This is a genomic window from Pseudomonas sp. dw_358 (genome assembly GCF_018449655.1).
Lineage (GTDB): Bacteria > Pseudomonadota > Gammaproteobacteria > Pseudomonadales > Pseudomonadaceae > Aquipseudomonas.
In genome coordinates, this window is the sequence record NZ_JAAVUX010000018.1 from 1 (window position 1) to 14,643 (window position 14,643).

14 protein-coding genes are annotated in these 14,643 nt (G+C 63.5%); 8 read left to right on the forward strand and 6 right to left on the reverse strand.

Going from position 1 to position 14,643, the window contains the following annotated elements; genetic code table 11:
* Positions 1–1,204, reverse strand: a 1,204-nt coding sequence (locus tag HB675_RS21020; RefSeq protein ID WP_213881067.1) for an ESPR domain-containing protein, incomplete at its 3' end; no start/stop codon positions are given.
* Between the two features lie 363 nt (positions 1,205–1,567).
* Between HB675_RS21020 and HB675_RS21025 the strand changes: the two genes are divergently transcribed.
* Entirely contained in the window at positions 1,568–2,704 is a 1,137-nt protein-coding gene (locus HB675_RS21025; protein ID WP_213881069.1) for an alpha-hydroxy acid oxidase, read from the forward strand.
* A gap of 36 nt (positions 2,705–2,740) precedes the next feature.
* Here HB675_RS21025 and HB675_RS21030 read toward each other — a convergent pair whose 3' ends face one another.
* The 5 genes from HB675_RS21030 to HB675_RS21050 form a co-directional block, all read right to left on the reverse strand.
* On the reverse strand, positions 2,741–3,472 hold the full coding sequence (locus tag HB675_RS21030) for a class II aldolase and adducin N-terminal domain-containing protein (protein ID WP_213881070.1): 732 nt from the start codon (positions 3,470–3,472) through the stop codon (positions 2,741–2,743).
* 63 nt (positions 3,473–3,535) lie between these two features.
* Entirely contained in the window at positions 3,536–4,366 is an 831-nt protein-coding gene (locus tag HB675_RS21035) for an ABC transporter substrate-binding protein (RefSeq protein WP_256737635.1), read from the reverse strand.
* 27 nt (positions 4,367–4,393) lie between these two features.
* The gene (locus tag HB675_RS21040; RefSeq protein WP_213881071.1) at positions 4,394–5,266 is read right to left on the reverse strand and encodes a phytanoyl-CoA dioxygenase family protein; all 873 of its coding nucleotides are present in this window, start codon (positions 5,264–5,266) and stop codon (positions 4,394–4,396) included.
* A gap of 52 nt (positions 5,267–5,318) precedes the next feature.
* Positions 5,319–6,842 carry an amino acid ABC transporter permease/ATP-binding protein gene (locus HB675_RS21045; RefSeq protein WP_213881072.1) on the reverse strand — a complete coding sequence of 508 codons (1,524 nt, stop codon included), beginning with the start codon at positions 6,840–6,842 and terminating at the stop codon, positions 5,319–5,321.
* Positions 6,843–7,232: 390 nt separating this feature from the next.
* The gene (locus HB675_RS21050) at positions 7,233–8,207 is read right to left on the reverse strand and encodes a LysR family transcriptional regulator (protein WP_213881073.1); all 975 of its coding nucleotides are present in this window, start codon (positions 8,205–8,207) and stop codon (positions 7,233–7,235) included.
* A gap of 250 nt (positions 8,208–8,457) precedes the next feature.
* Between HB675_RS21050 and HB675_RS21055 the strand changes: the two genes are divergently transcribed.
* The 7 genes from HB675_RS21055 (at position 8,458) to HB675_RS21085 (ending at position 14,540) form a co-directional block, all read left to right on the forward strand.
* Positions 8,458–8,883 (forward strand): RidA family protein, encoded by a 426-nt coding sequence (locus HB675_RS21055; protein WP_213881074.1) that lies wholly within the window; start codon positions 8,458–8,460, stop codon positions 8,881–8,883.
* A gap of 26 nt (positions 8,884–8,909) precedes the next feature.
* Positions 8,910–10,070 carry an ABC transporter ATP-binding protein gene (locus tag HB675_RS21060; protein WP_213881075.1) on the forward strand — a complete coding sequence of 387 codons (1,161 nt, stop codon included), beginning with the start codon at positions 8,910–8,912 and terminating at the stop codon, positions 10,068–10,070.
* 14 nt (positions 10,071–10,084) lie between these two features.
* Positions 10,085–11,095: an NAD(P)H-quinone oxidoreductase gene (locus tag HB675_RS21065; protein ID WP_345945786.1), complete on the forward strand. Its 1,011-nt coding sequence runs from the start codon at positions 10,085–10,087 to the stop codon at positions 11,093–11,095.
* Positions 11,096–11,108: 13 nt separating this feature from the next.
* On the forward strand, positions 11,109–11,723 hold the full coding sequence (locus HB675_RS21070; RefSeq protein ID WP_213881076.1) for a glutathione S-transferase family protein: 615 nt from the start codon (positions 11,109–11,111) through the stop codon (positions 11,721–11,723).
* A 32-nt stretch (positions 11,724–11,755) separates the two neighbouring features.
* Entirely contained in the window at positions 11,756–12,193 is a 438-nt protein-coding gene (locus HB675_RS21075) for a type II 3-dehydroquinate dehydratase (RefSeq protein ID WP_213881077.1), read from the forward strand.
* Between the two features lie 2 nt (positions 12,194–12,195).
* Positions 12,196–13,128: a glyoxylate/hydroxypyruvate reductase A gene (locus HB675_RS21080; RefSeq protein ID WP_213881078.1), complete on the forward strand. Its 933-nt coding sequence runs from the start codon at positions 12,196–12,198 to the stop codon at positions 13,126–13,128.
* 161 nt (positions 13,129–13,289) lie between these two features.
* Positions 13,290–14,540, forward strand: a complete 1,251-nt coding sequence (locus HB675_RS21085) for an NAD(P)/FAD-dependent oxidoreductase (protein WP_213881079.1) — start codon at positions 13,290–13,292, stop codon at positions 14,538–14,540.
* Positions 14,541–14,643 lie beyond the last annotated feature (103 nt).

The following is a 14,643-nucleotide window of genomic DNA, read 5'->3' on the forward strand; positions in this document are numbered from 1 at the left end:
GAGTACTGCTGATCAGCCCATTGTTGATCAGGCTGCCTTTGATCAGCACGCCGTCGGCCGAAACCCCGGTGCCGGTGGCGCTGATCACGCCAGAACCGAGGTTGGCCAAGTCGCCGTTCAGGGTGGTCTGGCCGCTTGAGCCCGTCTGGCCGGCAGCGTTGACCAGGCTGATGCCGGTGGCGCCGGAAATACTGCCGCTGTTGACCAGGCTGCCCAAGGTGCTGCCCTGTACCTGGAGCCCTACGTCACCGCCCTGGATGAGGTTGCTGTTGCTCACGTTGCCAGCGATCTGCGTTGCGGACACCAGTACCCCGACATCACGCCCCCAGACCGTGCCGGTGTTGTTCACCGCGCCATCAATCGTGCTGTTGGTCAGGGTCACCGCATCGGCGCCGCCGGACGCACTGCCTGACAAGTCGACGTCACCGACCACATGGCTGCCGTCCACCGCCACGGCATACCACTGGCCGACGATGTTGCCCTTGTTGATGATCGAACCGTCAATGGTCGAGCCATCGGTGACGTGCAGGCCATAGAACGCAGTGATGACGTTCTCGTTGTCGAGGTTGCCGCGCAGGGTCGAGCCCTGTACCAGCACGCCGGTAGAGCCTACTCCCAGGCCGTTGAGTTTGCCGGTGTTGATGATCGAACCCACGCTGCTGTCGGTGACGTTGATCGCCGTGGCGCCTTCGAGCAACTGATTGCTGTTGGTGATGTCGCCGCCGAGCACGCTGGTGTCCAGATGGATACCGTTGGTCTGACCCCACAGGGTGCCGGTGTTGTTGATCGAGCCGCCGACGGTGGTGCCCGACAGGCTGAGGGCATCGGCGCCGCCGGAGGTGCTGCCTTGCAGCTTGATGTCGCCGGCGATCACGCTGTTGGTGGCGGTGATTGCATCGAGATCACTGACGATGTTGCCCGGGTTCAGCACCGAGCCGCCCACCGTGGAACTGTTGATGGTGATGCCGTTGGTGGCCAGCAGCGGCCCGGGGTTGACTACATTGCCCGGGGTGCTGGTGTGGTCCAGGACAATGCCATCGGCGAGGGCATAAGGCACCCCCACCAGGCTGCCGAGCCCCAGGGCAATGGCCGTGGCCAAGGCTTTGCGGGTGGAAGAAGGTTTGCCGCGCGTCTTGCCATGTTCGTCCGTGACCACAAATGCGCAGCGCACGCTGCTCCAGATCACCCGGTGAGCCTTGTTCATTGATTTGCGTCCTGTGCAAGCGCGATTGTCGCTAGATGTGGCGAGGTAGACACATTTCTAGTTGTCCGATGACGAATCGTCAATGTGCTGGCACATTATTTTTTCAAAATTTTCACATTTAGTTTTATGGCATTTTTTTGGCTTATTCGGTTTCGCTATCGAATATGGATCCCGTGATACGCACGAAAAACGACAGCCCCATGTCATTAATTCAACATGGTTGAAAAAACCGTCGGATTTACGGCGTTCCCTACAGCGGATGCTGACGCTTCAGGTTTGCCTAACCACCCCCTAGGCAAATGCTGGTTTCGCCGATGTGTCCTGAATGCAAAGCTTGAGCGATGCCCTGTCCAGAGTCGCCCCATGGCCGAAATCACCTGCATCGAAGACCTGCGCCTGCTGGCCCGCCAGCGCGTCCCGCGAATGTTCTACGACTATGTCGACGGCGGCTCGTGGACCGAGTCCACCTACCGCGCCAACGAGGCGGACTTTCAGCGCATTCGCTTTCGTCAGCGCGTGGCCCGGGACATCACCCTGCGCAGCACCGCCACGCAAATGCTCGGCCAGACCGTGAGCATGCCAGTGGCCATTGCGCCCACGGGGCTGACCGGCATGCAGCATGCCGACGGCGAGATCCTCGCCGCCCGGGCGGCCAAGGCCTTCGGCATTCCGTTCACCTTGTCGACCATGAGCATCTGCTCCATCGAAGCGGTGGTCGAGGCCACGCGGCACCCGTTCTGGTTCCAGCTTTACGTCACCCGCGACCGTAGCTTCATGGAGGACCTGATCGAACGAGCCCGTCAGGCCCGCTGCTCGGCCTTGGTTGTGACCATGGACCTGCAGGTCTTCGGCCAGCGCCACAAGGACAAAAAGAACGGCCTGTCGATCCCGCCGAGCCCGACCTTGCGCAACCTCGTCAACATGGCCAGCAAACCGCGGTGGTGCCTGAACATGCTGCGTACGCGCAACCGCCAGTTCGGCAACATTGTCGGACACGCCAAGGGCGTGGATAACATCGCGTCACTGGTGGACTGGACCCGTGAACAGTTCGACCCGCGCCTGTCCTGGCAGGACGTCGAGTGGATCAAGGCGCGCTGGGGCGGCAAGCTGATCGTCAAGGGCATCCTCGACCCCGAGGATGCGCGCCTGGCGGTGCAGGCCGGCGCCGATGCCATCGTCGTGTCCAACCACGGCGGTCGACAATTGGATGGCGCACCCTCCTCCATCGCGGCGCTGCCGGCCATCGTCGAGGCGGTGGGCCGCCACACCGAAGTGCATCTGGATGGCGGCATTCGTTCAGGGCAGGACGTATTGAAGGCGATGGCGCTGGGTGCGCGCGGCACGTACATCGGTCGGGCGATGATGTATGGCCTGGGTGCCATGGGCCAGCCGGGAGTGGCCACGGCGCTGGAGATCATCCGCAACGAGCTTGACCTGTCCATGGCCTTCTGCGGCAAGACCGACATCCGCGACGTGGATGGCGGGATTCTGTTCAGGTGATCGAGCCAGCCCCAGGGAGGGGCTGGCACGGCAGGCTCAGTCCAGTACCGAAGGGTCGGCGTCGATCATCATCTGCTTCATTTCTTCGAAGTGCTGCTGGGAGAAATCGGCAATCCCTTCCCAGCCACGGGCGGTCCTCTCCGCCACTTCGTCGGACAACACTCGCAGCGGCTGGCCGGTGGACCAGGCGGTGACGAGGATCTGACAGGCCCTTTCCAGTGTCCAGATGTCGTCGAAGGCTTCACCGATGGTGGCACCCACCACCATGACCCCGTGGTTGCCCATCAGCAGTCGGCTCTTGCCATCCAGCAGCCCGACCAGGCGCGCGCCCTCCTCTTCGGTGTCGGCCATGCCGCCGTACACCTCATCCACCGCAATGCGGTTGAAGTAGCGCGCGGTGTTCTGGTCGATGGCCGGTACGTGGGGCTTGGCCATGCAGGCAATGGCCGTGGTGTAGACCGGGTGCAGGTGCAGCACGCACTTGGCGTGAGGCAGGTGCTGGTGCATCTGGCCATGGATCGACCAGGCGGTGGAGTCCACCTGCGGGTGGCTGGCGCAGCTCGGATCATCGGCGTCCAGCAGCAGCAGGTCGCTGGCGCGGATGCGCGAGAAGTGCTTCCACTTCGGGTTGATCAGAAATTTCTTGCCATCGGCCGATACAGCGGCGCTGAAGTGGTTGGCCACCGCTTCGTGCATGCCTTCGTGGGCAATGATGCGAAAGGTCGCCGCCAGATCGATACGGGCCTGTTCTTCAAGGGATAACGCCATGGGTCAGTTTCTCCGAAAGACCTGCACCGCACGGGCGTGCGGTGCAGGTGACAGGGGTGAACGTTATTTTGGCATCAAGGTCGCGATGTCGTCGGCAGTCGGGGCCACGAAGCTGTATTTCTTCAGCAAGGCAGCGTATTCCGGGGTGGCGGCGTATTTCTTCATGCCGTCTTCCAGGGCGGTCTTGACCGCATCATTGCCTTTTTTCACGCCGAACCCGTTGAGGACAGGGTAGATCAATGTGTCGGAAGAGATCACCACGCGGTCACCCAGCTTCTCGATCACACCATTGGCCACGGCGGCGTCGGTGATCTGCGCTTCCACGGCGTGGGCCAACAGGGCCTGGGTGGTCTGCGGGTCGGTGCTGTATTCGCTGATCGCGATGGGCTTCATGCCATTTTTGACGCACTCGTCGGAGACCTTGTGCATCTGTGCCAGCCACGAGGTGGCGCCCATGGAGCCCAGCTTGTGCCCGCAGAAGTCTTCAGGCTTCTTCGGCTGGAAGGGAGCACCCTTGAGGGCCAGGATCGACTCGCCGCTTTTCAGGTAAGGGATCATGTCGATGACCTTGACCCGCTCGGCGGTGATGTACATCGACGAGTTGGTGACGTCGAAGCGCCCGCCAGTCAGGCCGGTGATCAGGTTGGGAAAGCGCGTGTCCTGGGTGTCGACGGTGCGGCCCATGATCTTGGCCAGGCCGTCCATGTACTCGATGTCGAAACCCATCGGCTTGTTATCTTTCATGTATTCGTAGGGAAAGAAGGTCACGTCGGACCCGACCACGATCTTGCCGTCTTTGAGGAAATCAGCCGACGCGGCCAGTGAGGTCATGGCCACGGCAACGCCCATCAGGCTCAGGGCAAACGGGCGAGCAAGCTTGTTCAGTACTGTCATGGTAATTCCCTGCAAGGATGAGTGAGGTTAAGCGGCAGAAGTGTCTTGACCGGCCTGTTGCACGAAGAAAGAGGCGCCACGGGGCTTCTGCGGCAAGCGCAGCTGGTTGGCCGTGATGCGCACCAGACCGCTTTCCTCGCCGGCCACCATCAGGCCGGCGTGCTCGCTGGGCAATGGGTTGTCGCCGATGGGCAGCGCGTCTTCAGCGGCATAGACGCTGATGAACAGGGTGCGCGGCAGTTCGGTCTCGTTAGGGCTTGAAGCATGGAGCAAACGAGTGTGCATGAAGCAGACCGAGCCGGGTGGGCCGAAGCAAGCGACCGGGGCCTGGCACAGCGCCTCGACCACCTCGTCGGCCACCGATCCGGTGAATTTCTGGTTGTGCCAGTGGGACCACAGGGTGCCCTTGTGGCTGCCGGGGATGACCTGCAACGGGCCGTTTTCCGGGGTCACTTCACTGATCATCAGCAAGGCCGTGACCAGGTCATCGTTGCTGTGGGGCGTGAACGGAAAGTCCTGGTGCCACTTCACCTGGGTGGCGGTGTGGGGCAGCTTGGAGTTGATCTTGCTGTGGTGAAAGCGCGCACCGGCGCTGCCCACCAACTGCGCAGAGATGGTCGCCATGCGCGACTGCAACGCTACACGCAGGTAAACGGGGGAAATCTCGGTGGGCGAGCTGACCCGACGCAGCGACGGGTGATCGGGGCGATGGTCACCTTCGAGGTCAAAGCGAGCACGGCCGTCGATGGTCTCGCCCCAGCCGGCATCGTGGCGGCGGCTTTCTTCTACCCATTGGTCAAAATCATGCTGCAGCGCCGCCACTTCATCGGCCGACAGCACGTCTTCGACCACCAGAAAACCGTCCTTCTGAAACTGCTCGACTTGCCGTTGCTCGATCATTGCCCTGTCCTCTCTCTTGTCGGGTGAGACTTCAATCTTGACGCGTGTTCGCTCAAGCCAGCTGCACATCCTTGAGGAAGGCTTCGACCCGTGGGTTGTGGCCGCTGCGCAGCACCTGGGGTTTGTCATCGCAGACCACCCGGCCTTTCTCCATGAACACAATGCGATCGGAGAGCTTGAACGCGAAGTTCATTTCGTGGGTGACGATGACCATGGTGATGCCGTCCTGGGCCAGAGCCTCGATGACCTGCAGCACTTCGTTGACTTTTTCCGGGTCCAGCGCCGAGGTCGGCTCGTCGAACAGCATGATCTGCGGGCGCATCATCAGTGCGCGAGCGATGGCCACCCGTTGCTGCTGGCCGCCAGACAGTTGATGCGGGTACTTCCAGGTGTGGTCGAGCATGCCGACCTTGTGCAGCAAGGCGTAGGCCTGCTGTTTCAATTCCTCGACCGGGCCGAGCTTGTGGTAACGGGGGGCCATCAGCAGGTTGTCGAGCACGGTCAGGTGCGGGAACAGATTGAAGCTCTGGAAGACCATGCCGATGTTCAGGCGGTAGGCCGGGTTTTCGATGAAACGAGGTTTCTGCGCGCCCTGCTTTTCCAGGTGGATGAAGGGCTGGCCGTTGATCTTGATGTCGCCGTTGTCGATCTGCTCCAGGCCATTGAGCAGGCGGATCAGCGTGGTCTTGCCAGAGCCGGACGGGCCGATCACCGAGACCACTTCGCCGGGCTGGATCGCCAGGCTGACCGCGCCCAGCACTTCCACATCGTTGAAGGCCTTGTGCAGGCGGGTGGCCTGCAGCGCCGGGACTTCGTTGCCGGTGGCCGCCGCGCGGGCCAGCACCGGGCGTTGTTGGGTGGCCAGGGCCAGCACTTCGGCGTCCGGCACCCGAGAGACATTGCGCAGGTTGACGTCGAGGAACCGCTCCAGGCGCTTCAACAGGAAGTCGATCACGGTGACGATGAACACGTAATAGAAGGCCACCGCCGCCATGGTTTCCATGACCAGGAAGTTCTCCGAGTACAGGCGCTGGCCGACCATCAGCACTTCGGTCAGGGAGATCACCGAGACCAGCGAGGTCAGTTTGACGATGGAAATGTATTCGTTGGCCAGGGACGGCAGCGCCACGCGCAGGGCCTGGGGAATGATCACCCGCCACTGCGTGCCGAAGAACGCCAGGCCCAGGGCCCGCGCCGCTTCGGTCTGGCCCTTGTGGATGGAGAGCAGGCCGCCGCGATGGATCTCGGCGACGTAGGCCGTTTCGCTGAGGACCATGGCCATCAGCCCGGCCCAGAAGGGATCGGACAACACCACAGTGCTGGCCGGCCAGGCCTGGGGCACGTTGTAGATGAAGATCAACAGCACCAGCAACGGCAGGCTGCGAAACAGCCAGATGTAAGCCCGCGCCGGCAGGTTGAACAATCGACGCTTGGACTGCTTGGCCAGCGCCAGAAAGAAGCCCAGGGCGATACTGATGATCCAGGTCAGGAAGCTCAGCTTGACTACGGTCCAGGTCGCCCGCCAGAACTCGGCATCGGCCACCAGCCCAAACATGTAATTCCAGTTGAATGTCATCGTCGCCGCGCTCTACAAGTGAATCAGAAGGTGCAACCGGATGCCGCCCGGACAATCCGCTGACGGCGTACACCGTGGTAGCGAGATTCGTGGCGAGGGGCCCTCGCGGTCAATTCGTAATAACTGGCCTATTGAGTAGGCAGAACCTATGCAGGGGTATGGCTCCTTTTGCTGCGCCCTGTAGTGGTGCTCCTTGCGCCCCGAAATCGCCACCGAGCACCTTGTTGGTGCTTCAAGGCGTACCCGCGATGCAGGCGACACGGTCCATGCATCGTGTCGAGAACAGGATGCCCCGCCCTGGCAACGGCATAAATTCGTTTATGGTTCACGATTGGGGCGAGCAAATCCGAAGCAGAGCCGAGGGCGAGCGCCCTCGGTGGGTGTGCGCTTTCAGGTGGCGCTGGACAGCGGCCGGACCGCATGGGGATCGAAGAAGCTGGGGGCGGCCATGCCGGGGATGTACTGGTCGGAGACGAACATGCGACAGCGCTCGGTAAAGGCGCCCACCACCCGCGACAGCTGCGCGTTGGTGGCCGTGGCGTAGCCGAGCTTCATCGGCCGCACATCGCCGGCCAGGCGAATGCGGATCAGGCGCTTGCCGTCCTGGGACAGGGTCGCCTTTGGCCTGGCGTTGGCGATGCTGTAGCCGATGCTGTTGCCGACCATGGCGCGCACGGTCTCAAGGTTGCTGGAACGCATCACCACATTGGGCGGCGAGGCGGCGTGCCTGAACAGGCTGAGGAAATATTCGCGGCTCCAGGGTGTGTCCAGCAACACCATGGGGTGGCCCTCGAGGTCATCGATGGTCACCGCCGGCATGCTTGCCAGCGGGTGATGCTCGCCCACCACCACGTAGGGCGGCAGGTTGGCCAGAGGCTGGAAATCGATGTCGTCGCTGCTGGCCAGGTCGTAGGTCAGGGCGATGTCGATCTCGGCACTGCGCAGTTTCTCCAGCAGCTCCTCGTGGTTGCATTCGATCTGGCTGATACGTACGCCCGGAAAGGCCCGGCCGAAGCCGAACACCAGTTCGGGGGTGATCATCGGTGCCAGCGATTCCAGGCAGCCGACCCGCAAGGGGCCTCGCACGGTATTGAGGGATTCGGAGGCGATGGTGTAGAGGTTGTTCATCTGGTCGAGGATCAACTTCGCCTCTTGCAGGACCTGGCGCCCCACCGCCGTCAGGGATATCCCCTGGGCGTGGTGACGGATGAACAACTGGATGCCCAGTTCGGTTTCCATGTGGGTGATAGCCGCCGAAATCGATGGCGATGACACATGAATCCTTTCAGATGCCGCACTGATGCTGCCTGCCTCGCCGGAAGCGACAAAATATTCCAGTTGGCGCTGAGTAATACGACTGAGCATCTCGTCTCCACATCTTCTTTATGAGCCAGCACAGAAACCTGCGCTGGCCGGTTGAACAGACCGCCACCAGGAGTGTTGCACGGTTCATGCCGCGCAGCTTACCTGCGACGACGAAGCGCAGGCAGCCGGGGGCTTCGGTTTTTCCTAAGCACTACCCTGCGCAAATGCTGGTTTCGCCTGCGCAGGCGCGATGTAAAGCTCATGCCATTGCGGTGCTCACCGCCCGTCCCCCCCATGGAGTCCTCACGGCATGCCTACCCACACCCGCATTCGCATGTTCAACACCAAGGAAACCTACCCCAACCAGTCGCTGGACAATGACCTCTGCCAGGCCGTGCGCGCCGGCAACACCGTCTATGTCCGGGGCCAGATAGGCACTGATTTCGACGGCAACCTGATCGGCCTCGGCGACCCGCGCGCGCAGACCGAACAGGCGATGAAGAACGTCAAGCAACTGCTGGAAGAAGCTGGCTCCGACCTGTCCCACATCGTCAAGACCACCACCTACATCATCGACCCGCGCTACCGCGAACCGGTCTATCAAGTGGTGGGCAAATGGCTCAAGGGCGTGTTCCCGATCTCCACCGGGCTGGTGATTTCCGGGCTGGGGCAGCCGGAATGGCTGATGGAAATCGACGTCATCGCGGTGATTCCGGATGACTGGAAACCGGCCTGAGCGCCCCACGACAACGGAGCGCACCGATGGCCATAGTCCCGATCCAGCCTGACGTGCTCGCTGCCAAGGCCCATGCCGTCACGCCGGCTGCAGCCACTCGGGTGGCCGTGCAACTGGACCGCGTGTCCAAGCGCCTGGGCGGCGCGACAGCCCTGCACGGGGTGTCGCTGCACATCTTCGAGGGTGAGTTCGTCACCCTGCTGGGCCCTTCCGGGTGCGGCAAGAGCACCTTGCTCAATCTGCTGGCAGGCCTTGCAGAGGCCGATGCTGGCGAGCTGTTCATCGACGGCGTGCGCGTCACCGATACCCCACCCGCACAACGGGACATTGGCCTTGTCAGCCAGAACTACGCACTGCTGGCGCACCTGACAGTGGCCAAAAACGTCGCAAACGGACTGCAACTGCGTGGGGTGTCCAAGGCCGAGATCGCCCAGCGGGTGGAACAGACGCTGGCCCTGGTCAAGCTCGACGGCTACGGCGACTGCAAGCCACGGGCGCTGTCGCGCGGCCAGCAACAGCGGGTAGCCCTCGCCCGGGTACTGGTGACCCGGCCCAAGGTGCTCTTGCTGGACGAGCCATTTGCGGCCCTGGACAAGCCCCTGCGCCTGGCGCTGCAGATCGAGCTCAAGGACCTGCAACGCAAGTTGGGGATGACCACGTTGCTGGTCACCCATGACCAGAGCGAAGCCCTCGGCCTGAGCGACCGCGTGGTGGTGATGAGGGCCGGCCGTGTGCGCCAGGTCGGTACACCCGACGCGCTCTATCGCCACCCCCAGGATGCCTTCGTCGCCGGCTTTGTCGGCGATGTCAACATTCTCCCCGGGCGGTATTTGCGCCGAGACTCGCGCGCCACGCTCGATGTCGGCGCCAGCGCCCTGCGGGTGCCCAGCGAGCGCGTGCATGCCCAGGTCGGCGAACGCCTGGATATCTTTGTGCGGCCGGAGCACATCCGCCTGGGGCCGCTGGGTCCCAACGCCCTGCTCAGCGCCACGGTGGTGGCCCACGTGTTTCAAGGTGACCACATGGACATTCATCTGGATGTCTCGGCACTGGGCAACACCCGTATCTTCACCCGCCAGCCGGGGCTCGACGCCCTGCTCCGCTGGCCTGTCGGCACCGCTGCCGGCCTGTCTTTCGCGACCGACGGGGTCTGCGCCTTTGCCGCCGTCACGCCACCTTCTTCTTGAACCGGAACCTTACTGTGACTGCCATCAACTCGCTTCCCGCTACCATGAATGCCGTGATCGCCCGCGAACCGGGCGGCCCGGATGTGCTGCAATGGGTCCAGCGCTCGGTGCCCACCCCACAGGCCGGCGAAGTGCTGATCCGCGTCGCAGCCGCCGGGGTCAACCGCCCGGACCTGATGCAGCGCAGCGGCATGCCCATCCCCCCCGGCAGCACCGACGTGCTCGGTCTGGAAGCGGCCGGCACCGTGGTCGCCCTCGGTGCCGGGGTCGAAGGCTTTGCCCTCGGTGACCGGGTCATGGCCCTGCTCAACGGCGGCGGCTACGCCGAGTACTGTGTGGCCATCGCCGCCCACTGCCTGCCGGTTCCCGTCGGCCTGTCGCTGCAAAGCGCGGGCGGGGTGCCGGAAGCGGCCTTCACCGTGTGGCACAACCTGTTTGAACTGGGCCGCCTGCACGCCGGCGACAGCGTGCTGATCCATGGCGCTGCCAGCGGTGTCGGCAGTTTCGCGGTGCAATGCGCCCAGGCGGCGGGTGCCCAGGTGATCGCCACCGCCGGAGGGGCGCACAAAGTGGCGATGCTTCAGGCCATGGGCATCCTGCGGGCCGTGGACCGCTATCAGGAGGACTTTGTCCAGGTGGTTCACGCCTGCACCGAAGGGCGCGGCGTGGACGTGGTCCTCGACAACGTCGGCGGCCCTTACGTGGCCCGCAACCTCCAGGCCATGGCCATGGGCGGACGGCATGTGAGCCTGTCGTTCCTGCAAGGCGCGAAGATCGAGCTGGACCTGCAGACCCTCATGCGCAAAGGCCTGAGCCTGAGCTCCTCGACCCTGCGACCCAAGAGTCTCGAGGAAAAGTCCCGTCTGGCCGCGTGCATCCGCGAGCGCCTGTTGCCTTGGCTGGCCAGCGGCGACGTCAGCCCGGTGATCTACGCACAGCTGCCGTTGCAGCAGGCGGCCGAGGCCCATCGCATGCTTGAAGCCAACGCCAATATTGGAAAAGTGCTGTTGACCCTTGGCGCCTGAGCGGAGAACCGGCATGTTCAAACTGTATTTCGCCTCGACTTCCGCCTTCGTGCGCAAGGTCATGGTCACTGCCCATTGCCTGGGCCTGGCCGAGCAGATCGAGAAACTCGACTCGGCGGCCCACCCGATCCAGCGCGACGAACGCATCGCCCGCTTCAGCCCGCTGGCCAAGGTCCCGGCCCTGCAAACCGCCGACGGCCTGGCGTTGTTCGACAGCCGGGTGATTTGCGAATACCTCAACGACTACGCCGGGGGCACGTTGTTTCCCGCTGCCGGCACGCCGCGCTGGCAAAGCCTGACCCGCCTGGCGCTGGGCGACGGCCTGGTGGACGCTGCTCTGCTGGCCCGCTACGAGAGCACCGCGCGCCCGGTCGACAAGCAATGGGACGGCTGGATCGACGGCCAACTGGTCAAGGTCCGCGCCGCGCTGGCCGACATCGAAACCCAGGCCGCGCACTGGAGCCGGGTGCCCGATGACATCGGCCTGATCGCCATTGGCTGCGGCCTTGGCTACCTGGACTTTCGCTTTGCCCACTTGAACTGGCGTGACCGCCACCCGGCCACCGCCGCCTGGTTCGCCGAATTCGACCAGCACCCCGCCATGCTCGCGACCCGCCCGGTCGCTTGACAAACAGTCGCTTGAAACTCAGGAGTCAGCACATGCCCCGCGTATTTTTCCTCAATGGGCCCAACGCCAACCTCTACGGCCTGGACAAGAGCGGCACCTATGGCAGCGAGAGCTTTGCCAGCATCCAGGCGCGCTGCGAAGGCCACGCCACGCAACTGGGCCTGAGCCTGGACTTTCGCCAGAGCAACCACGAAGGCGTGCTGGTGGACTGGATTCAGGAGGCCCGCCTGGACGCCGACGCGATCATCATCAATGCGGCCGGCCTGACCTACAGCTCGATCCCGATCCTCGATGCCTTGCTGGCCTTCGACGGCCCGATCATCGAGGCGCACATGAGCAATATCTGGAAGCGCGAAAGCTTCCGCCATCATTCCTATGTGTCCAAGGCGGCCACCGGCGTGATCGCAGGCCTGGGAGCCATGGGCTATCGCCTGGCGCTGACCGCCGTGGCCGAACTGTTGGAAGCCTGACCATGACCTCGACCCTGGTATTCAACAGCCAGTCCGACAGCTTTGAAGAGTGGCAGGCGCTGCTGGCGCCGCGACTGCCGGGCGTGCAGATCTGCCGCGATGAAGCGGTGACCGATCCGGCCAGCGTGCATTACGCCCTGACCTGGAAGCCGGCCCCCGGCTACTTCGCCCAGTACCCGAACCTCAAACTGCTGGTGAACCTGGGGGCCGGCGTGGACTCGCTGGTGGCCCGTGACGACTTGCCGTCGATCCCCATCACACGAATTTCCGACCCGGACATGGGCCGCATGATGGCCAGCTACGTGCTGTTTGCCGTGCTGCGCTACGCCCGGGACATTCCCGCCTTCGAACGCGCTCAGCGTGAAGGGCGCTGGCATTACCTGCACCCGCGCGTGCCGGCCAGTATTCGGGTCGGCGTACTCGGCCTCGGTGAGCTGGGCGCATACGCCGCCGCCGAACTGGTGCGACAGGGCTTCGATGTGCGCGGCTGGTCACGTTCGGCCAAGCAATTGGACGGCGTGCGCTGCGTCAACGGCCTGGAGCAGTTGGACGATTTTCTCGCCAGCAGCGACATCCTCGTGGTGATGCTGCCCTTGACGCCTGCGACCCGTGGCCTGCTGAACGCCGAACGGCTGGCGCGGTTGCCCGTCGGCAGTTGCTTCATCAACGTGTCCCGGGGCGCCGTGGTCGACCAGACGGCCCTGACTGCGGCGCTGTCCAGCGGGCAGATCGCCGAGGCCACCCTCGATGTGTTCGACCGCGAGCCGCTGCCACCGGGGGATCCGCTGTGGGCCCTGGACAATGTGCTGATCACCCCGCACATGGCGTCGGTGGCGATTGCTGCCTCCGCCGCCGAGCAGGTGGCGGCCAACATTCAGCGCCTGAAGCGCGGCGAGCCGCTGCACAACCTGATCGATCCGGCCCGCGGTTACTGAGCCGATGCCCCGTCAAACGGGGCTTTGGTTTTTCCTAAGCTCTGCGTTCAAAAAGCGGAATTTCGCTATCACGGCCCCTCCCGCACACTGAACCTGTCGATAAATGCAGCCTGCACGAGATCGGCGAACCGCTCCGGGTCGATTATTTTTAGGAAACTCAAATGTCAGTCGAAAAAATCAACACCTTGGTGGTCGGCGCTGGCCAGGCGGGTGTCGCCATGAGCGAGCACCTTTCCCTCATGGGGGTGCCGCACATCGTGCTGGAGCGCAGCCGCATTGCCGAACGCTGGCGCTCGGAACGCTGGGATTCGCTGGTGGCCAACGGCCCGGCCTGGCACGACCGTTTCCCCAGCCTCAAATTCGACAATATTTCCCCCGAGGCCTTCCCGCCGAAGGAGCGCATGGCCGCTTACTTCGAAGATTACGCCGCGATGATCAAGGCACCCATCCGTACCGGTGTCGAAGTGCTGAGCGCCGAACGCCACGTCGGCCGCCCGGGCTTCAAGGTGACCACCTCCGAAGGCGTGATCGAGGCGGCCAACGTGATCGCCGCCACCGGTCCGTTCCAGCGCCCGTCCATGCCCGCGCTGGTGCCGGAAACGGCCGGCCTGCACCAATTGCATTCTTCCACCTACAAGAACCCCGGCCAGTTGCCTGAAGGTGCGGTGCTGGTGGTGGGCGCGGGTGCTTCCGGCTCGCAGATCGCCGAAGAACTGCGCAAGGCCGGCAAGACCGTGTACCTGTCGGTGGGCGAACATTACCGCCCTCCCCGCGCCTACCGTGGCCGCGACTACTGCTGGTGGCTGGGTGCCCTGGGCCTGTGGGATGAGGTCAAGATCAAGCCAAAGAAACAACACGTGGCCTTTGCCGTGAGTGGATATGACGGCGGCCGCACCGTGGACTTCCGCCGCCTGGCCCATGCCGGGATCAATCTGGTGGGCCTGACCGAGTCGTTCGCTGACGGCACGTTGACCTTCGCGCCGGGCCTGGCCACCAACGTCGCCGAGGGTGACAAGGCCTACTTCGACGTGCTGCGCGATGCCGATGCGTACATCGAGCGCAATGGCCTGCCGTTCCCGCCGGAGCCCGAGGCCTGGGAACTGCTGCCCGACCCGGAATGCCTGACCCACCCGATCCTGAAGCTGGACCTGGCCGAAGCCGGCATCACCACCATCCTCTGGGCAACGGGCTTCAAGTTCGACTTCAGCTGGTTGAAGGTCGATGCCTTCGACGAGCAGGGCAACCCGTTCCATAAACGCGGCATCGCTGCCGAAAGTGGCGTGTATTTCCTCGGCCTGCCCAACTTGGTGAACCGCGCGTCGTCGTTCATTTACGGCGTGTGGCACGACGCGAAGTACGTGGCGGACCATATCGTGCAGCAGAACGATTACATGGCGTATAGCAAGTCATAAAGACCTGAGTTTCCCCTGTAAGGCCGAGCTTGCTCGGGTACACATTTCCCGAGCAAGCTCGGCCTTACGGGGGGAAACTGCGGTGATGACGCTCAAGGGTGTC